Source organism: Pseudomonas sp. GW822-FHT05A08, assembly GCF_058800485.1.
In genome coordinates this window covers 4,013,651-4,030,063 of sequence record NZ_CM179511.1, presented here as the reverse complement: position 1 = coordinate 4,030,063, position 16,413 = coordinate 4,013,651, and the positions used below count along the sequence as shown (strand labels likewise).

The window sequence follows — 16,413 nt, the reverse complement described above, 5'->3', positions numbered from 1 at the left end:
CACAGTGAAAGAAATTTCATCATTGCCAGCGAGTGGCCGCGGCCCCCGGTTGTCCACGGTTTCAGGCGCGGCGGCTGGCGGCATTGAGCCGGCGGCATTCGCGCACGGCGTCCTCTTGCAGGTCGTAGCCATCGCCGATGAAACCATCGGTGCGGGTGTCGGCGATGCGGTACCAGTGGGCGGCGATCGGCGCGCCGTGGGCGGCTTCCCCGGCGCGTCGACCCTGGATGATGATCTTGTTGCAGCGCTTTACGACAAAAATGTCTTCCATGGCGCTTCCCTGGTTGATAGCTGCTCAGAGCAACTATAGAAGCAACTTTGAAATTCGTGCAAAAGCCTGTTCATTGGTTTTCCTCGTCCAGTCTCCAGCCGGCTGGCGTCCATTGCAGCCGGTGGCTGGGCGCCATGGCGGCGAGGAACTCGCGGTCGTGGGACACCACCAGCATCGCGCCCGGGAAATCGCGCAGCGCGCTTTCGAAGGCTTCCACCGATTCCAGGTCCAGGTGGTTGGTCGGCTCGTCCAGGAGCAGCAGCTTGGCCGGTGTGTCGCGCCACAGGGCAATCGCCAGCGCGGCCTTGAGCCGTTCGCCGCCGCTGAGCCGACCACAGGGCTGGGTCACGCGCTGGGCGTCGAGTTGCAGCAAGGCCAGGCGGCTGCGCAACAGGCCTTCCTGCAGTGGCCGGTCGAGGGCTCCCAGGTGGTCGAGGATCGAACGCTGCGGATCGAGCAGCGACAGGCGCTGGTCAAGGCAGGCGCTGGCCACCCGCACTTCGCATTGGCCGCGCAAGGGCTGGATCTCGCCGGCCAGCATCTTCAGCAGGGTGGATTTTCCGCAGCCGTTGGGCCCGCTGACTGCGATGCGCATGGGCCCGGTGACGGTCAGGTCGAGGTAGCTGGCAGCGGCCTCGGGCGGCAGCCAGGGCAGTTGTGCTCGGGTCAGGCAGAACACCTGTTGTCCCTGGAGCACCGCGGTGCCGGGCAGCGTCACCAGGGTTGGCGCCTGCGGCACCAGCCGCGCGTAGGCGTCGCGGACCTGCTGATCGAGACTGTCTTTGTGGCCCTGCTGGCGGTTGCGTACATGGCCCATGATGTCCCGGGCGGCGCCCTTTATCTTCATCCGTTCAAAGCTGGCGATGTTGGCAGTGTCGGCATAACGTCGGGCGCCGGCGGCGTGGCGCTGGATAGTGTCGTGCTCGCGCTGCAGGCGCTTTTGTTCGCGACTGCGTTCGGTTCGGGCGTGTTCCAGGGCGGCCCGCGCAGCGCCGTGCTCGGCTTCGCGCTGGGCGCGGAACGCCGCGTAGTTGCCGCCGTAGATTCGCGTGCCCTGGGGCGTGAGTTCGACGATGCGCTGCATCTGCGCCAGCAACTGGCGGTCATGGCTGATCAGCAGCAGTCCGCCGCGCCACTGCCGAAGCTGCGCCAGCAGCCACTGGCGACCGGGCTCGTCGAGGTGGTTGCTCGGTTCGTCGAGTATCAGCAGCTGGGCATCGCTGAGCAGGGCGCCGATCACCGCGATACGCGCGCGTTGCCCGCCGCTGAGGCTGGCGGCCGGATCGTCGGGGCCAACCGTGCCGAGACCGGCCTCGTCCAGCAGGCGGCGCAGGCGTTCGCCAAGGTCCCAGCGCTCATCTGCCTGCGCCAGGTCGGCCATCGAGGCCTGGCCCGCGGCGAGGCGCCCGAGGGCGGCCAGGGTCTTAGCGATGCCGGCGACCTGGGCAACGCTCTGGCCCTCCTGCGCCAGATGTTCCTGGGCCACATAGGCTACGCGGGCGAAGCGCGTGACGCTGCCCGAGGACGGTGAAAGTTCACCGGCGATCAGGCGCGCGAGCACGCTCTTGCCGGTGCCATTGCGCCCGACTATGCCGGTGGGCAAGGCATCGAATGTCAGGTCGAGCGAATCGAACAGGGTTTCGCCATGGGCGAACTGGAAGGTCAGCTGGTTCAGGGAGACCAGCGCAGGCAGCCGTGTGACGTGAGTCATCAGCACCTCCGGAAAATGTCGAAAAAGGCCAACAAGCGCTGCAAGGCGGCTTGTCGCGAATACATTTCTGGAAGGCTTAGTTGTTCACGTCGGCAATCGTCCGGTGACGGGGAAGGTCGGCTAGCCTAACGCGCCAGCGTCCCGGATGACAACCCGGCGGTACCCGGGCGGCTATTGCGAAAAGCCTCAGGTCTGCTGCGTCAGGCGCTCGAGAAACATCCTCAGGCCGACTTCTTCGGTCCGCAGCCCTTTGCGTTTGCGCGGTCTCGGCAGGGCGGCCAGGTGCCCCTGCACAAAGCCCTCGAGCAGCGCTGGATGGATGTAGCACTTGCGGCACACGGCGGGGGTATTGCCCAGTTGCCGGGCGACGTCCTTGACCATCTCGACGATGTGCTTTTTCGCATCGGCTTCGGGTTCCCAGCGCAGCTCGCGCAGCACCGCCAGGGCCAGGGTGCTGCCGGCCCAGGTGCGGTAGTCCTTGGCCGTGAAATCGGCACCGGTCAGCTCCTGCAGGTAGGCGTTGACGTCGGAGGAGCTGACGCTGTGGCGCTCGCCGTTCTCGTCGAGGTACTGGAACAGGTTCTGTCCGGGCAGCTCCAGGCAGCGCTTGAGGATCCGCGCCAGGCGCGGGTCCTTGACGCTGATCTGGTGTTCGATGCCGCTCTTGCCGCGGAACTGGAAGAGGATCGAGCTGCCTTTGATTGCCACGTGCCGGTTGCGCAGGGTGGTCAGGCCGTAGGAGCGGTTGTCGCGGGCGTACTGGCTGTTGCCGACACGAATCAGCGTGGCGTCGAGCAGGCTGATGACCGTGGCCATGACCTTGTCGCGGCTGAAGCCGGGCGTGGCCAGCAGGGCTTCCAGTCGCTGGCGCAGGCGCGGCAGGGCGCTGCCGAATTCCAGCAGGCGCGAGTACTTGTCGGCGTCGCGCACTTCCCGCCAGCGCGGGTGGTAACGGTACTGCTTGCGCCCGCGAGCGTCGCGGCCGGTGGCTTGCAGGTGACCGCGCGGGTCGGCGCAGATCCACACCTGGGTATAGGCCGGCGGCACGGCCAGGGCGTTGATCCGCTGGATCTCGTCGGGCGCCCGGATACGCTGGCCTTGCGGGTCGAAATAGACGAACGTGCCGCGCACTTTCTTGCGGCTGATCCCCGGCTGCGTGTCGTCGACGTAATGCAGGTCCGTTGGCAGGTCTTGGTGCAGTGGGCTGTCGGGCATGGCGGAATCCTTGGCAATCAATCGATCAGGCCTGTCTGGCGATTGACCGCGGCGCGGCACAGGGGTGCCAACCCATTTGCCGGGGACTCAGGCGAGCACGGCCACCGCCTTGATCTGGGCCCAGAGTTGCTGGCCCGGGTGCAGCTCCAGCTGGTCGCGGGAATAGCGGGTGATCCGTGCCAGCAGCGGGTTGCCGGCGACATCCAGGCGCACCAGGACATGCGCGGTGTTGTCGGCGGGGATTTCGCCGCTGACCGTCACCGGCAGGCGGTTGAGGATGCTGCTGTGCTCGCCCGCTTGCAGGCTGAGGCTGACGTCCCGCGCCTGGACCTTGAAGCGCAAGTGCTTGCCGATGACCATCGGCGCATGGGCGACCCGCACCCGCAGCTGGCTGCCGGGCAGTTGCAGGGCGAGCAACTGGTAACCGGCGTCGTAGTGGCTGACCTGGCCTTCGATCACTACCCCGGCGTCGTCGCCCAGGGCCAAGGGTAGGTCGAGACGGGCCAGGGTTTCGCCGATCGGCCCGCTGGCCAGGGCGCGGCCGTTCTCCAGCAGGACGATATGGTCGGCCAGGCGCGCCACTTCATCCTGCGAGTGACTGACGTACAGCACCGGGATTTCCAGCTCGTCATGCAGGCGTTCGAGGTACGGCAGGATCTCGCCTTTGCGTTTGCTGTCGAGGGCCGCCAAGGGTTCGTCCATCAGCAGCAGCCGCGGGCTGGTGAGCAGCGCGCGGGCAATGCCGACACGCTGGCGTTCGCCGCCGGACAGGTTGTGCGGGTGGCGCAGCAGCAGGTGGCCGATGCCCAGCAACTCGCTGGCCTGGGCCATGTCCACACGACGCTGCGCGCGTGGGATGCGTTTGAGGCCGAACTCCAGGTTGGCCTGCACCGACAGGTGGGCGAACAGGCTGGCTTCCTGGAACACATAACCCAGGGAGCGTTTGTGCGGCGCCACGAACAGTTGGCGCTGGCTGTCCTGCCAGACTTCGTCGTTGATCCGCACCAGGCCCTGTTCGGCCTGTTCCAGGCCGGCGATGCAACGCAGGCAGGTGGTCTTGCCGGAGCCGGAGTGCCCGTACAGCGCGGTGACGCCACGGCCTGGCAGCTGCAGGTCGAGGTCGAGGCTGAAATCTTTATAGGTGCGCTTGAGGCGCACATGGATCGATGCACTCACGATTCAACTCCAGCCAGCGCGGGGTTTGCGGCTGGAGTACAGCGCCAGCAACACCAGGAACGAGAACACCAGCATGGCACCGGCCAGCCAGTGGGCCTGGGCGTATTCCAGGGCTTCGACGTGGTCGTAGATCTGCACCGAGACCACCCGGGTCTTCTCGGGAATATTGCCGCCGATCATCAGCACCACGCCGAACTCGCCGACGGTGTGGGCGAACCCGAGAATGGCCGCGGTGATGAAGCCGGGCCTGGCCAGCGGCAGGATCACGCTGAAGAAGGTGTCCCAGGGATTGGCGCGCAAGGTCGCCGCCACTTCCAGCGGACGGCTGCCGATCGCGGTAAAGGCGTTCTGCAGCGGCTGCACGACAAAGGGCATGGAATAGATCACCGAGCCGATCACCAGGCCGCTGAAACTGAAGGTCAGGGTGCCCAGGCCGAGGGCCTGGGTGAGCTGGCCGATGGAGCCGTTGGGGCCGAGGGCGAGCAGCAGGTAAAAGCCGATCACCGTCGGCGGCAGGACCAGGGGCAGGGCGACGATGGCGCCGATCGGCCCCCGCAGCCACGAGCGCGTGCGCGACAGCCATAACGCAATCGGCGTACCGACGATCAGCAGGATCAGGGTCGTCAGCGACGCCAGTTGCAGGGTCAGCCAGATGGCGGAAAAGTCGGCACTCGATAGCGGCATTTAGCGTTGGTAACCGTAGGACTGGATGATGGCAGCGGCTTTCGGTCCCTTGAGGTAGTCAACCAGGGCCTTGGCCGCTGGGTTGTCCTTGCCCTTGTCGAGGATCACCGCGTCTTGTTTGATCGGGTCGTGCATCTCGGCCGGGACTATCCAGGCCGAGCCGCTGCTGACTTTGCCGTCTTTGTAGATCTGCGACAAGGCGACAAAGCCCAGTTCGGCGTTGCCGGTGGAGACGAACTGATAGGCCTGGGTGATGTTCTGGCCTTCGACGAGCTTGCCCTTGATCTGCTCGCTCAGGCCCAGCCTGGCCAATACCTGGGTGGCGGCCAGGCCGTAAGGCGCGGCTTTCGGGTTGGCGATGGACAGGTGCTGGTACTGGTTGGCCTTGAGCACCTGGCCCTGGCTGTCGACGTAGCCAGCCTTGGCCGACCACAGCGCCAGGGTGCCGATGGCGTAGGTGAAGCGCGAGCCTTTGACGGTGGCGCCTTCGCTGTCGAGTTTTTCCGGGGTGCTGTCGTCGGCGGCGAGGAACACTTCGAACGGCGCACCGTTCTTGATCTGGGTATAGAACTGCCCGGTAGCGCCATAGGCGGCCACCAGCTTGTGCCCGGTGTCTTTCTCGAAGTCGGCGGCGATGGCCTGGATCGGCGCGGTGAAGTTGGCGGCGACCGCCACCTGCACTTCAGCGGCCTGGGCCGGGCCCAAAGCGCAGGCGGCGAGCAAGGCGGCAAGGCAGGTCGGGGCAAAACCTGAGAGACGACGGTTCATGAACAGCTCCATTGGCGAAGGGACGTTGGGCGGTTGGCGGTATTGGAAATGGACGGCACCGGGGGTGGGTGAAACGCTGTATACGGAAATATATAGCGAATCGCCAGCGAACGGAACTGCAAAGGTCGCGCGGCCTTGAGGGCAAATGGAGGTTTTGCGCAAAACGCCGCGACCGCAGTCGCGGCGTGCCGGGTTTAGCGGCCGGTCAGCTTGGCCAGGGCCTGGGCGGCCAGGGTGCGGGTCAGTTCCGCGGTCGGCAGTTCGACCCCGAGGCGCAATGCCTGGCCGGACCAGAGGCTGGCGAAGTCGGCGTCGTCCTTGGCGCGCAGCGGCATCAGCGCGCCACCGGCGAGGGGGAAGGCCGGCGCCAGGGGGCTGAGCGGGCCGATGTCGCGCATCACCCGGTTGAGAATGCCCCGCGCCGGGCGCCCGGTGAACAGATTGGTCAGGGCGGTTTCGCTCTCCTTGGCGGTACGCAGGGCCTTGTGGTGGGCGGCGCTGACCTTGGCTTCCGGGGTGAACAGGTAGGCGGTGCCCAGTTGCACCGCCGAAGCGCCGAGGGCGAAGGCCGCGACTATGCCGCGGGCGTCGCCGATCCCGCCGGCGGCGATCACCGGCACCCGCACCGCATCGACGATCTGCGGCACCAGGGCCATGGTGCCGACCTGACTGTTGAGGTCTTCACTGAGGAAGATCGCCCGATGGCCGCCGGCCTCGTAGCCCATGGCGATGATCGCATCGCAGCCGTGCTGTTCCAGCCAGACGGCTTCATCGACAGTGCTGGCCGACGACAGGATTTTCGCCCCGGTGGCCTTGACCCGCGCGAGCAGGGCCGGCTCCGGCAGGCCGAAGTGGAAGCTGACGATTTCTGGGCGCAGTTCTTCCACCAGTTCGCAACTGACGGTGTCGAAGGGCGCGCGGCTGCTGACCGGGGTCGGCGCATCGAAATCGACGCCGAGCTCGCGGTAGTAGGGTTCCAGGGTATTTTTCCAGCGGGTTTCCCGTTCCGGGTCGGGTGTCGGGTTCTGGTGGCAGAAGAAATTCAGGTTCAGCGGCGCGCGGGTCGCCTGGCGGATGCTCTGGACATCCTGGCGGATCTGCTCGGCCGTCAGCATGGCGCAGGGCAGGGAACCCAGGCCTCCCGCCTGGGCGGCGGCGATCACCATGGCGGTAGTGGTCGCGCCGGCCATCGGCGCCTGGATGATCGGCAGCTCGATGCCGAGCAGGTCGAGAATACGGGTGTCAGGCCATTGGCTCATGTTGAATGATTCTCCGACGTCAAAAAAAGAAGGACGGCAACCCGGGGTTTGTATCAGGTGACAGGCGATCAAGGCCAGTCGACTTTGGCCGCTACCCGGGTTGCCAGCGATAACGCTATCGCGGGCAAGCCTCGCTCCTACAGACAGGACAGGGCGCGAGCGTCCTACGACGAAAAGAGCGTGGATTTTTTGCGCCCGGGCTGGGAAGGTGGCGACTTTGTAACCTGAAACTCAAGTTCACGGCCCGGCCATGGGCCTGGTGGGAGGCAGTGATGTTCAAGGGGATCTTGATCGAGAAAGACGACGCCGGTTATCGCGCGGCGCTGCGTGATATTGGCGAAGAGCAGCTGCCCGAGGGCAACGTGACGGTGCGGGTGGCCTACAGCACCCTGAACTTCAAGGACGGCCTGGCCATCACTGGCAGCAGCCCGGTGGTGCGCAAGTTTCCCATGGTGCCGGGGATCGATCTGGCAGGCATTGTCGAGTCCAGCAGCCACCCGGACTATCAGCCCGGCGACTCGGTGCTGCTCAACGGTTGGGGCGTGGGCGAAGGACATTGGGGCGGCCTGGCGCAGAAGGCACGGCTGGACGGCGACTGGCTGATTCCCTTGCCCCAGGCGTTCAGCGCGGCCGGGGCCATGGCCATCGGCACCGCCGGGTACACGGCGATGCTCAGTATCCTGGCGCTGGAGCGCCATGGCCTGACCCCGGACCAGGGCGAGGTGCTGGTCACCGGGGCCAATGGCGGGGTCGGCAGCTTTGCCATAGCCCTGTTGGCCCGGCTGGGTTATCGGGTGGTGGCGTCCACCGGGCGCATTGCCGAGCAGGACTACCTCAAGCGCCTGGGCGCCAGCGAGGTCATCGACCGCGCCAGCCTGTCCGCGCCGGGCAAGCCGTTGGCCAAGGAGCGTTGGGCGGCGGTGATCGACTCGGTGGGCAGCCATACCCTGGCCAATGCCTGCGCCAGCACCAAGGCCAACGGCACCGTGGCCGCCTGCGGGCTGGCCCAGGGCATGGACTTCCCGGCGTCGGTGGCGCCCTTCATCCTGCGGGGCGTGACCCTGGCCGGGATCAACAGCGTGACCCAGCCCAAGGCCCGACGGATCGAGGCCTGGCAGCGCCTGACCCGCGATCTGGACCCGACCCTGCTGCCGTTGATCAGCCATGAGATCGGCCTCAGCGAAGCCATCGCCGCCGCGTCGCGCCTGTTGGCCGGCGAGCTGCGCGGGCGCGTGGTGGTGGATGTGAATCGCTGATACCGTGCGCGCCGATCACCCAGATAAACGCCAGACAGGAGTACCCAGCATGGATGTCAAACTGCGAGAGGTTCAGCCGTTCTGTGTCTCGGGCTTGCAGGTACGCACCTGCAATGCCGACGAGCAACAAGCGGACAGCGCGCGGATCGGGCCGATGTGGGAGCGGTTTTTTGTCGAAGGCTTGTTCGACAGCATCGGTCACCGGCAGTCGGATTCGTTCATCTACGGTGTGTACTCCAACTACGAGTCCGATGCCTCGGGGCACTTCGATGTCACCGCCGGCGTAGCGGTGGGCGAAGGCAACGCCGGTTATCCGTTGGTGCAGGTGCAGGGCGGCGAGTACCTGGCGTTCTCCGCCAAGGGGCCGATGCCGGACGTGGTGATCCAGACCTGGGGCCTGGTCTGGGCTTACTTCGAGGACAACCCGCAGGTCCGCCGGCGCTTCGCCACGGACTTCGAGGTGTACACCGGGCCGGAATCGGTGTCGGTGTACATCGGCATTCAGGCCTCGGACGAGTTCTCGCGTTCGAGCAACTGACGCTTGCGCTCCACGCCCCAGCGGTAGCCGGACAAGTTACCGTCGCTGCGCACCACCCGGTGGCAAGGGATCGCCACCGCCAGGCTGTTGGCCCCACAGGCCTGGGCCACGGCGCGAAAGGACTTCGGCGCGCCGATGCGCTGGGCGATCTCGGCGTAGCTGGCGGTGCTGCCCGGCGGAATCTCCTTGAGAGCCAGCCACACCCGCTCCTGGAACGCCGTGCCTTGCAGGTCCAGCGGCAGGTCCAGGCCAAGCGCCGGTGCTTCGATAAACCCCACCACCTTGGCCACCAGTTGCTCGAAACCCTGGTCGGCGCCGATCAGGTTGGCCCGCGGGAATTTGTCCTGCAGGTCTTGCACCAGGGCATTGGGGTCGTCGCCCAGCAGGATCGCGCAGACCCCGCGGTTGCTCTGGGCGACCAGGATCGCGCCCAGGGAGCACTGGCCGACGGCGAAGCGGATATCGGCGTTCAGGCCGCCGGCGCGGTAGTCGCTGGGTTTCATGCCGAGCAACTGGTCGGCGGTTTCGTAGAAGCGGCTGTTGGAATTGAAGCCGGCGTCGTACAGCGCGTCGGTCACCGAGTGGCCGTGCTCCAGTTGGCGCCGCACCCGCCGAGAACGGTGGGCGCTGGCGTAGCCTTTCGGGGTCAGCCCGGTGGCGGCCTTGAACACCCGGTGAAAGTGGAAGCTGCTCATGCCGGCTTGCTCGGCCAGCTGTTTCAGGCTGGGCAGCGCTTCGGCCGACTCGATCTGCCGGCACGCGGCGGCCACCAGGCTGGCATGGTGCGCGGCCACCTGGGTCTGGTCGCTGGCGCTGCGTTTGCTCGGCCGGTAACCGGCGGCTTCGGCTTGCTCCGCGGTGTCGAAGAATTCGACGTTCTCCGGCCGTGGCAGACGCGACAGGCTGCTGGGGCGGCAGTAGACCCCGGTGGTTTTTACCCCATAGACGAACTGGCCATCGGCGCTCGCATCACGGGCCAGGACGGCGAGCCAGCGTGGATCGCTGGCGGTGGTGGGCTTGGGCTGGACCATGGTCATGGGCTCTACTCGGTGGTGGATGTCGCTCAGATTAACCAAGGGCAGGGTGCCTGGCACTCTGAGTCTTGCGCTTGAATTCTCGCGGGATCAACCGGCCCGGCGAAAGGTCAGGTTGATGCGCCGTGGGCCCAGCAGCGGGTGCGTGCCTTCCTTGAGTGGCAGCACGCCGTGATAACGCAGACGGTCGACACCGCCCCAGACCACCACATCGCCATGCAGCAGCGGCACCCGCAACGGGCGGTCGCTGCGGCGCTCGCCACCCAGCTGAAACACCGCCGGCAAGCCCAGGGAGACGGAGACGATCGGTGCATCGTAATCGCGTTCGTCCTTGTCCTGGTGCAGGGACATGCGGGCGCCGGGCACATAGTGATTGATCAGGCAGGCGTCCGGTTCGAACCCGGCAAAACCGGCCTGGGTCGCGGCGGCCCGGGCCAGTTCGCGCAACACCTCGGGCATCGCCGGCCAGGGCTGGCCGCTCTGCGGATCGATGGCGGTGTAACGGTAGCCACTGCGGTCAGTGGTCCAGCCCAGCTGGCCGCAACTGCTCAGGCCCACCGACATGGTGAAACCGCCCGGCGTGACCATCTGCCGGAACGGCGCGGCGCGCAGCACGCCGCGCAGGGCCGGCAGCAGGCGCTCGACCCAGGGCAGGGCGAAGCCGCGAAGCACAAAGGACTGCGGGCCGACCTGTTCGGTGCGCGGGGCCTGTTGCGGCTCGGGTTCGCCGAACAGCTCGCCGGTGAAATTACTGGGCATCGTGGAAGATCACTCCTAGCGTATGGCGGCGACCGCTGTGCAGGCGGCTGATGCCATGGCGCAACGTCACCCGGTAATGGCCGCGCACGCCGGGTACCGGACGATGATGCACGGCGAAGATCAGCGCATCACCCTGCTTCAGACCGATGACCTGCGGCCGCGACTGCATGCGCGGGCGCTGTTCGGTGATGACGAATTCACCGCCAGTGAAATCGATCCCGGGACGGGACAGGAGGATCGCGACCTGCAGGGGGAATATGTTGTCGCCATACAAGTCCTGGTGCAGGCAGTTGTAATCCTGCGGGCCATATTGCAGCAACAAGGGTGTCGGCCGCTGCTGACCGGCGGCGTGGCAGCGCTGGAGAAAATCTTCATGCCGGGGCGGGTATTGCACGGGGATATTCATCAGCTGGTTCCAGCGATTGGCCAGCGGCACCAGGCGCGGATAGAACTGGCCGCGCAATTCGGCGACCCGTTGCGGCAAGGGGTAGGCGAAATACTGGTATTCGCCGCGGCCGAAACCGTGGCTGGCCATGACCACCCGCGAACGAAACAACTCGCTGTGGGGATACAGACTGCCGAGCTCGTGACATTGGTCGGCGCTGAGCAGGTTGTCGATCACCGCGCTGCCGTCCTGGTCGAGCTGCTGCTCGATCGAGGCCCAGTCCAGGCAGGCGAGACGTTGTTCGAGGGAGGGGGCGGACATGCTGGCGGTTCCCGGAGTAGAGGCTGAGGTCCGCCATTCTGGGAAGTGCGCGGGCCGCTCACACTCCGCCGCTTGCGCTCGAATTCGTCACAGGCTCTACGGGCAGGGACTTACAGCGCCTTGCTCACGCTGACGTCGCTGATGACGTCGTCGGTCTGGCCATGCAGGGCTTCCAGCGCGGCCTTGGCTTCTTCCTGAGTGCCGCTTTCCAGCTGGGCGAACTCGAAACGGCGCTCGCCGTTGAGTTTGTATTTGATGACGTACTTGGTCGTTTGGGCCACGGTGATACCTGTTGGTCGCGGGCTGGGGCGGGGTTCAGCGCAGTTTCGAGCTGGACCGGCGGATGATCTTGATCGAGTGGGTCAGGTTCGGCTTGCGGGTAACGCTGATGGGCCGGCGGTTGACGGTGTCGATGGTGATATTCCAGAAGCCGGTGCTCGGCGCGGTGATCTTGGCCGGGAATTTGTCGAACGCGCCGCCATGATAGGTGTGACGTCCGCCGTTCTTGAAGCTTCGGAAGTTGGCGTCGTTCATCAGGCGGATGTTGCAGACCTGGGAGCATTCGATGACGACGATATCGTCTTCGTTGAGGTGCTCGCGCTGGTGGATAAATTTCATGGGCGCCTCCAGAAGGGCTTTTGCTACAAAATCAAAACGATGGCGCAGTTTATCAGGCCGCGGCAGGCGGCTTTGACAATTTAAAACAGTTATTTGCCGATTATTTAGGATAAATCTGACTGATCCGGAGAAAAATGCCATTTCTGCGGTCGGACGGTCTTTATCGGAGGAAATGTATGAAGTGGGGTGTGTTGATTCTGGCTTTGGCGATCAGTGGCTGTGCGACGGTCTCGGATATTAACCAGACATTGCCCACCCTGAACGTGATTTCAGGGAAAAAGCCGCAGGAGTACGCCAAGTGTGTCAGCGACAAACTGGCTGACAGCCGTGGTCAGTTGCAGGTCGAACCGCATAAGGACGGCATGCGCATTATCGTTCCGCAGAAAGTCTCGTCGGGCCCGACCGCGGTATTCGATATCGAGGAGCGTTCCGGCGGCAGCAGCATCAAGCTGCATGAAAGCATGTCCAATGTGCCCATGCGTCCGGGCGATATCCGCAAGGCGGCGGAGGACTGCATTTCCGGCTGATGGCCAAGCGATTTTTCAACAGCCCGCCCTGGCCCGGATTTCCGTGGCGAGGGCGGGTTTTTTTGTGCCCGGTGGCAAGGCAGGCCCGGCTGGTTTCGCGTTGTAGCCAAAGGTCTATTGGCCTACTCTTTGTAGGCTTATATAAAATAAGCCTAAGAATATAACTAGAAAAATGGAGTTCGCCATGATCCCTGTGGATCGAATACTGCTGAGCAGCCTGATGCTGTTTTTTGTCGCCAATGCCCAGGCCGTGGATGGGCAGAAAGTCTTTACCCAGGGTGGAGCGCAGCCCGGCGCCACGGCGTGCCTGGCCTGTCATGGTGGCGATGGCCTGGGCCTGGCAGCCGCCGGGTTTCCGCGCCTGGCGGGATTGTCGGCGGGTTATCTGCGCAAGCAGCTGGAAGATTTTCGCAGCGGTGCGCGCAGCAACCCGGTCATGCAGCCACTGGCCAAGGCCCTGAGCGATGACGAGATAGAGGCGGTGAGCCAGACCCTGGCGGCCATGCCGGCTGCGACGCCAGCGCCGATCAACCGCAGTTCCCTGGCTGAAGGCGTGGGTGCGAGGCTGGCCTTGCGCGGCGCCTGGGAGCGGCAGGTTCCGGAGTGCGTGACCTGTCATGGGCCGGGTGGCGTGGGCGTGGGAGACGCCTTTCCGCCGTTGGCCGGGCAACCCGCGGCGTACCTCGCCGGGCAATTGAATGCCTGGCGCGACGGCACGCGCCGCAACGATCCGAACGACCTGATGGGACACATCGCCAAGGCCCTGAGCCCCGAGGAAATCACGGCGGTGGCCGATTATTTCGCCAAGGTCGGCAGTCAGTTGGCCAAGGCCGATAACCAGGAGTCCAAGCCATGAAGCGTGATCTTCTATTGGGCTTTTCCCTCGCCTTGCTGACGGCCCAGGCTTATGGCGCCGCGGTCGCCATGGAGGACCAATCACAGTTGCGGGAGCCGGCGGTGAACGCTGCCCATCCCGGGTATTTCCAGCCACCGGCGGAGAGCGAGCTACCGGACAATGCCTACGGCAAGATGGTCCGCGACGGTTATGCGCTGTTCGTCGATACCAAGCGCCTGGCGCCGAAGTTCGTCGGCAATGGGCTCAATTGCAGCAACTGCCACTTGGATCAGGGGCGGCTGGCCAACTCCGCGCCGCTGTGGGGCGCCTATCCGATGTACCCGGCGTATCGCAAGAAGAACAACAAGGTGAACACCTACGCCGAACGCTTGCAGGGCTGCTTCCAGTTCAGCATGAACGGCACGCCGCCGGCCGCCGACAGCTACGAGATCACTGCGTTGTCGGTGTATTCCTACTGGCTGGCGAGCAAGGCGCCGATCGCTGTCGAGTTGCCCGGGCGGGGTTACCCCGAGGTGCCGCAGCCGGCCCAGGGCTACGACCTGGCCCGTGGCGAGCAGGTATACCGGGCGCAATGCGCGGTTTGCCATGGCGATAACGGCCAGGGCCAGAAGGTTGGCGCGGACTATGTCATGCCGCCGCTCTGGGGCAAGGACTCCTATAACTGGGGCGCGGGCATGCACCGGATCAACACGGCCGCGTCCTTTATCAAATACAACATGCCCCTGGGCAAGGCCGGCAGCTTGAGCGACCAGCAGGCCTGGGACGTGGCGGCGTTCGTCAACCGCCATGAACGACCACAGGACCCACGCCTGGTGGAGGGCTCCATCGAGAAGACCCGGCTCAAGTTCCACGCCAACGACGGGGTCAATCTGTATGGCCAGACGGTAGATGGCGTGCTGATTGGCCAGGGCATCCGATAAACTGTCGGCCATTGTCAAAGATGCCGTCGAAACCCAGGTTTCGGCGGCATCGTTTTTTGGGAGAAAGCATGAAGCGCGAAACAGTCCGGGAGAGGCATGCAGAGGGGCATATCTCTGCGACCCATGTGATTCAGAATCCGGCGAATTCCGGGGAATGGATCGTATTCTTCAAGAAAAGTGCGGGGCGCAGCTATTTTCTGGTGGATGACAACGATGAAGTCGAGTCATTCGACCGACTGGACGACCTGATCGAAACCATTCGCAACCTGGGCATCAAGTTTGCCGAGATTCATATGTAGGCCGTGCGCCTGCTACTTGCAGACCACCACCACGCTGCGGCTTTTGTAGTTGCCAACGTCCGCCCCCAGGGTCTTGTCGCTTTCCTTGAGCGACGGCGTGCCGTCGGTGCCAATGATCCGATAGCCGGTGCCGGCACAGGAGGCGTCGGCCTTTTCATAGCAGCTGGCCCAGGAGCTGGCTTCGCCGGAGCAATCGATGCTCAGGCCTTGCTCGCCGTTTTCCAGGTAGGTATCGGAAACGGTGGCGCATCCGCTCAGGGCCAGTACCGCGGTCAGTGCCAGAAGTTTGTGCATGGGTGTGGTCGTCGTCGAGAAGTTTGAGCCCCGGGGGAGGGCTGGACACCCTTGGCGAGCGTCTGGGACGAGATGCTATAGCGAACCGCCACTGCGGTATAGATCGGCATGAAAAAGCCCTGCGCGGGGCAGGGCTCTTTAGTGCGGAGGCGGTCTCAGGACTTGGGGCTGCGACGCGCCGAGGCGTGACCTGCGGAATCTTCGAACACCGATGCCACTTCGACCGCCATCGCCTCGCTGGCGAAAGGTCCGGCGACGTTCTCGCCCTGGGCGCTGACCAACCACCACTGGCCGTCTTTCAACTGCTTGATCTGGTAACCGTTTACGCTTTTTGTTGCCGACATCTATCTGCCTCGTTGGCGGGATTCAAGGGCGCCATGATAGCGGTAAACGAGTTCCTGTAAGAGGGTGGACAAGGGCGGGGCGCAGAAAATTCAGGCTTTGCAGCCAGATGGCGGTTTACGGCGCGGGCTATCTGTACGATGCTGCGAAGCTGTGTCTGCAAGCCTGTTCGAAACTATGTGCGGAGCGTGCAGAACAAGGTGGGGAGCTATGTGGGGAACTATCCGCGGCAATATTTCTCTTAGATGGCAGCGGTTAGCCACTGCGACCCATTGTAAGGCGCACGCGGCCTGATTAGACTGCGCCGAAATTCGTACGTACAGCCCTTTTAAGGACTCATATGATCAAGAAATGCTTGTTCCCAGCAGCCGGTTACGGTACTCGCTTCCTGCCAGCGACTAAAGCCATGCCTAAAGAAATGCTGCCGGTGGTGAACAAGCCACTGATCCAGTACGGCGTTGAAGAAGCACTGGATGCCGGTCTGAACGAAATCTCCATCGTCACCGGTCGCGGCAAGCGCGCCCTGGAAGACCACTTCGACATCAGCTACGAGCTGGAAAACCAGATCAAGGGCACCGACAAGGAAAAATACCTGGTCGGTATCCGCCGTCTGCTGGACGAGTGCTCGTTCTCCTACACCCGCCAGACCGAAATGAAAGGCCTGGGTCACGCGATCCTGACCGGCCGTCCGCTGATCGGTGACGAGCCGTTCGCCGTGGTGCTGGCGGACGACCTGTGCGTCAACCTCGAAGGTGACGGCGTGCTGAAGCAGATGGTCAAGCTGTACAAGCAGTACCGCTGCACCATCGTTGCAATCATGGAAGTCGACCCGCAAGAAACCAGCAAGTACGGGGTGATTGCCGGCGACCTGATCGGCGACGACCTGTACCGCGTACGCAACATGGTTGAGAAGCCGAAGCCGGAAGATGCGCCGTCGAACCTGGCGATCATCGGTCGCTACATCATGACCCCGGACATCTTCAAGCTGATCGAAGAAACCGAGCCGGGCAAGGGTGGCGAGATCCAGATCACCGACGCCCTGATGAAGCAGGCCCAGGACGGCTGCGTGATTGCCTACAAGTTCAAGGGCAAGCGTTTCGACTGCGGTGGCGCCGAAGGCTACATCGACGCGACCAACTTCTGCTTCGAGAACTTCTACAAGACTGGCAAGGCTTACTGA

At 64.4% G+C, this 16,413-nt stretch carries 21 protein-coding genes; 7 read left to right on the top strand and 14 right to left on the bottom strand.

Going from position 1 to position 16,413, the window contains the following annotated elements; translation table 11 throughout:
- Nucleotides 1–61 precede the first annotated feature (61 nt).
- The 7 genes from AC3RCP_RS17960 to AC3RCP_RS17930 form a co-directional block, all read right to left on the bottom strand.
- Entirely contained in the window at nucleotides 62–271 is a 210-nt protein-coding gene (locus tag AC3RCP_RS17960; protein WP_007921709.1) for a hypothetical protein, read from the bottom strand.
- A 70-nt stretch (nucleotides 272–341) separates the two neighbouring features.
- On the bottom strand, nucleotides 342–1,982 hold the full coding sequence (locus tag AC3RCP_RS17955) for an ABC-F family ATP-binding cassette domain-containing protein (RefSeq protein ID WP_492571255.1): 1,641 nt from the start codon (nucleotides 1,980–1,982) through the stop codon (nucleotides 342–344).
- Between the two features lie 186 nt (nucleotides 1,983–2,168).
- Nucleotides 2,169–3,197, bottom strand: coding sequence for a DNA topoisomerase IB (locus tag AC3RCP_RS17950; protein WP_492571256.1), 1,029 nt, complete (start codon nucleotides 3,195–3,197; stop codon nucleotides 2,169–2,171).
- Nucleotides 3,198–3,284: 87 nt separating this feature from the next.
- Nucleotides 3,285–4,373 (bottom strand): molybdenum ABC transporter ATP-binding protein, encoded by a 1,089-nt coding sequence (gene modC, locus AC3RCP_RS17945; RefSeq protein ID WP_492571257.1) that lies wholly within the window; start codon nucleotides 4,371–4,373, stop codon nucleotides 3,285–3,287.
- 3 nt (nucleotides 4,374–4,376) lie between these two features.
- Nucleotides 4,377–5,057 carry a molybdate ABC transporter permease subunit gene (gene modB, locus AC3RCP_RS17940; protein WP_101338218.1) on the bottom strand — a complete coding sequence of 227 codons (681 nt, stop codon included), beginning with the start codon at nucleotides 5,055–5,057 and terminating at the stop codon, nucleotides 4,377–4,379.
- The gene (modA, locus tag AC3RCP_RS17935; protein WP_101338217.1) at nucleotides 5,058–5,825 is read right to left on the bottom strand and encodes a molybdate ABC transporter substrate-binding protein; all 768 of its coding nucleotides are present in this window, start codon (nucleotides 5,823–5,825) and stop codon (nucleotides 5,058–5,060) included.
- Nucleotides 5,826–6,019: 194 nt separating this feature from the next.
- On the bottom strand, nucleotides 6,020–7,084 hold the full coding sequence (locus AC3RCP_RS17930; protein WP_101338216.1) for an NAD(P)H-dependent flavin oxidoreductase: 1,065 nt from the start codon (nucleotides 7,082–7,084) through the stop codon (nucleotides 6,020–6,022).
- Between the two features lie 272 nt (nucleotides 7,085–7,356).
- Between AC3RCP_RS17930 and acuI the strand changes: the two genes are divergently transcribed.
- Both acuI and AC3RCP_RS17920 read left to right on the top strand, forming a co-directional pair.
- On the top strand, nucleotides 7,357–8,340 hold the full coding sequence (gene acuI, locus AC3RCP_RS17925; RefSeq protein WP_492571258.1) for an acrylyl-CoA reductase (NADPH): 984 nt from the start codon (nucleotides 7,357–7,359) through the stop codon (nucleotides 8,338–8,340).
- 49 nt (nucleotides 8,341–8,389) lie between these two features.
- Complete coding sequence (locus AC3RCP_RS17920; protein WP_101338214.1) at nucleotides 8,390–8,878, top strand: GyrI-like domain-containing protein; 489 nt, start codon at nucleotides 8,390–8,392, stop codon at nucleotides 8,876–8,878.
- Here the strand turns inward: AC3RCP_RS17920 and ada are convergent.
- The 5 genes from ada to AC3RCP_RS17895 form a co-directional block, all read right to left on the bottom strand.
- Nucleotides 8,842–9,915: a bifunctional DNA-binding transcriptional regulator/O6-methylguanine-DNA methyltransferase Ada gene (gene ada / locus AC3RCP_RS17915; protein ID WP_101338213.1), complete on the bottom strand. Its 1,074-nt coding sequence runs from the start codon at nucleotides 9,913–9,915 to the stop codon at nucleotides 8,842–8,844. The genes AC3RCP_RS17920 and ada overlap by 37 nt on opposite strands.
- An 87-nt stretch (nucleotides 9,916–10,002) precedes the next feature.
- On the bottom strand, nucleotides 10,003–10,671 hold the full coding sequence (gene alkB, locus AC3RCP_RS17910) for a DNA oxidative demethylase AlkB (protein WP_101338212.1): 669 nt from the start codon (nucleotides 10,669–10,671) through the stop codon (nucleotides 10,003–10,005).
- The gene (locus tag AC3RCP_RS17905) at nucleotides 10,661–11,377 is read right to left on the bottom strand and encodes a 2OG-Fe(II) oxygenase (protein WP_492571259.1); all 717 of its coding nucleotides are present in this window, start codon (nucleotides 11,375–11,377) and stop codon (nucleotides 10,661–10,663) included. Before AC3RCP_RS17905 ends, alkB begins: the two co-directional genes overlap by 11 nt.
- Nucleotides 11,378–11,487: 110 nt before the next feature.
- Entirely contained in the window at nucleotides 11,488–11,658 is a 171-nt protein-coding gene (locus tag AC3RCP_RS17900; protein WP_007921734.1) for a hypothetical protein, read from the bottom strand.
- Nucleotides 11,659–11,692: 34 nt separating this feature from the next.
- Nucleotides 11,693–11,995, bottom strand: a complete 303-nt coding sequence (locus AC3RCP_RS17895; RefSeq protein WP_007921735.1) for a DUF1883 domain-containing protein — start codon at nucleotides 11,993–11,995, stop codon at nucleotides 11,693–11,695.
- Nucleotides 11,996–12,171: 176 nt separating this feature from the next.
- On the opposite strand from AC3RCP_RS17895, the gene AC3RCP_RS17890 reads away from it, so the two are divergent.
- The 4 genes from AC3RCP_RS17890 (at nucleotide 12,172) to AC3RCP_RS17875 (ending at nucleotide 14,597) form a co-directional block, all read left to right on the top strand.
- Nucleotides 12,172–12,522, top strand: a complete 351-nt coding sequence (locus AC3RCP_RS17890) for a hypothetical protein (RefSeq protein ID WP_053261499.1) — start codon at nucleotides 12,172–12,174, stop codon at nucleotides 12,520–12,522.
- Between the two features lie 184 nt (nucleotides 12,523–12,706).
- Complete coding sequence (locus AC3RCP_RS17885) at nucleotides 12,707–13,378, top strand: c-type cytochrome (protein ID WP_492571260.1); 672 nt, start codon at nucleotides 12,707–12,709, stop codon at nucleotides 13,376–13,378.
- Complete coding sequence (locus AC3RCP_RS17880) at nucleotides 13,375–14,298, top strand: c-type cytochrome (RefSeq protein WP_007921738.1); 924 nt, start codon at nucleotides 13,375–13,377, stop codon at nucleotides 14,296–14,298. The genes AC3RCP_RS17885 and AC3RCP_RS17880 overlap by 4 nt, the downstream gene beginning before the upstream one ends.
- Nucleotides 14,299–14,366: 68 nt before the next feature.
- The gene (locus tag AC3RCP_RS17875; RefSeq protein WP_007921740.1) at nucleotides 14,367–14,597 is read left to right on the top strand and encodes a hypothetical protein; all 231 of its coding nucleotides are present in this window, start codon (nucleotides 14,367–14,369) and stop codon (nucleotides 14,595–14,597) included.
- A gap of 12 nt (nucleotides 14,598–14,609) precedes the next feature.
- Here AC3RCP_RS17875 and AC3RCP_RS17870 read toward each other — a convergent pair whose 3' ends face one another.
- Entirely contained in the window at nucleotides 14,610–14,891 is a 282-nt protein-coding gene (locus AC3RCP_RS17870; protein WP_007921741.1) for a hypothetical protein, read from the bottom strand.
- A gap of 155 nt (nucleotides 14,892–15,046) precedes the next feature.
- On the bottom strand, nucleotides 15,047–15,235 hold the full coding sequence (locus tag AC3RCP_RS17865; protein ID WP_007921742.1) for a hypothetical protein: 189 nt from the start codon (nucleotides 15,233–15,235) through the stop codon (nucleotides 15,047–15,049).
- Nucleotides 15,236–15,573: 338 nt separating this feature from the next.
- Here AC3RCP_RS17865 and galU point away from each other — a divergent pair, with 338 nt between their 5' ends.
- Nucleotides 15,574–16,413 carry a UTP--glucose-1-phosphate uridylyltransferase GalU gene (galU, locus tag AC3RCP_RS17860; RefSeq protein WP_007921743.1) on the top strand — a complete coding sequence of 280 codons (840 nt, stop codon included), beginning with the start codon at nucleotides 15,574–15,576 and terminating at the stop codon, nucleotides 16,411–16,413.

Coding starts and splice junctions, on each gene's coding strand:
- AC3RCP_RS17960 (WP_007921709.1), bottom strand. CDS start 271: ATGGAAGACATTTTTGTCGTAAAGCGCTGCAACAAGATCATCATCCAG.
- AC3RCP_RS17955 (WP_492571255.1), bottom strand. CDS start 1,982: ATGACTCACGTCACACGGCTGCCTGCGCTGGTCTCCCTGAACCAGCTG.
- AC3RCP_RS17950 (WP_492571256.1), bottom strand. CDS start 3,197: ATGCCCGACAGCCCACTGCACCAAGACCTGCCAACGGACCTGCATTAC.
- modB (WP_101338218.1), bottom strand. CDS start 5,057: ATGCCGCTATCGAGTGCCGACTTTTCCGCCATCTGGCTGACCCTGCAA.
- modA (WP_101338217.1), bottom strand. CDS start 5,825: ATGAACCGTCGTCTCTCAGGTTTTGCCCCGACCTGCCTTGCCGCCTTG.
- AC3RCP_RS17930 (WP_101338216.1), bottom strand. CDS start 7,084: ATGAGCCAATGGCCTGACACCCGTATTCTCGACCTGCTCGGCATCGAG.
- acuI (WP_492571258.1), top strand. CDS start 7,357: ATGTTCAAGGGGATCTTGATCGAGAAAGACGACGCCGGTTATCGCGCG.
- AC3RCP_RS17920 (WP_101338214.1), top strand. CDS start 8,390: ATGGATGTCAAACTGCGAGAGGTTCAGCCGTTCTGTGTCTCGGGCTTG.
- ada (WP_101338213.1), bottom strand. CDS start 9,915: ATGACCATGGTCCAGCCCAAGCCCACCACCGCCAGCGATCCACGCTGG.
- alkB (WP_101338212.1), bottom strand. CDS start 10,671: ATGCCCAGTAATTTCACCGGCGAGCTGTTCGGCGAACCCGAGCCGCAA.
- AC3RCP_RS17905 (WP_492571259.1), bottom strand. CDS start 11,377: ATGTCCGCCCCCTCCCTCGAACAACGTCTCGCCTGCCTGGACTGGGCC.
- AC3RCP_RS17895 (WP_007921735.1), bottom strand. CDS start 11,995: ATGAAATTTATCCACCAGCGCGAGCACCTCAACGAAGACGATATCGTC.
- AC3RCP_RS17890 (WP_053261499.1), top strand. CDS start 12,172: ATGAAGTGGGGTGTGTTGATTCTGGCTTTGGCGATCAGTGGCTGTGCG.
- AC3RCP_RS17885 (WP_492571260.1), top strand. CDS start 12,707: ATGATCCCTGTGGATCGAATACTGCTGAGCAGCCTGATGCTGTTTTTT.
- AC3RCP_RS17880 (WP_007921738.1), top strand. CDS start 13,375: ATGAAGCGTGATCTTCTATTGGGCTTTTCCCTCGCCTTGCTGACGGCC.
- AC3RCP_RS17875 (WP_007921740.1), top strand. CDS start 14,367: ATGAAGCGCGAAACAGTCCGGGAGAGGCATGCAGAGGGGCATATCTCT.
- AC3RCP_RS17870 (WP_007921741.1), bottom strand. CDS start 14,891: ATGCACAAACTTCTGGCACTGACCGCGGTACTGGCCCTGAGCGGATGC.
- AC3RCP_RS17865 (WP_007921742.1), bottom strand. CDS start 15,235: ATGTCGGCAACAAAAAGCGTAAACGGTTACCAGATCAAGCAGTTGAAA.
- galU (WP_007921743.1), top strand. CDS start 15,574: ATGATCAAGAAATGCTTGTTCCCAGCAGCCGGTTACGGTACTCGCTTC.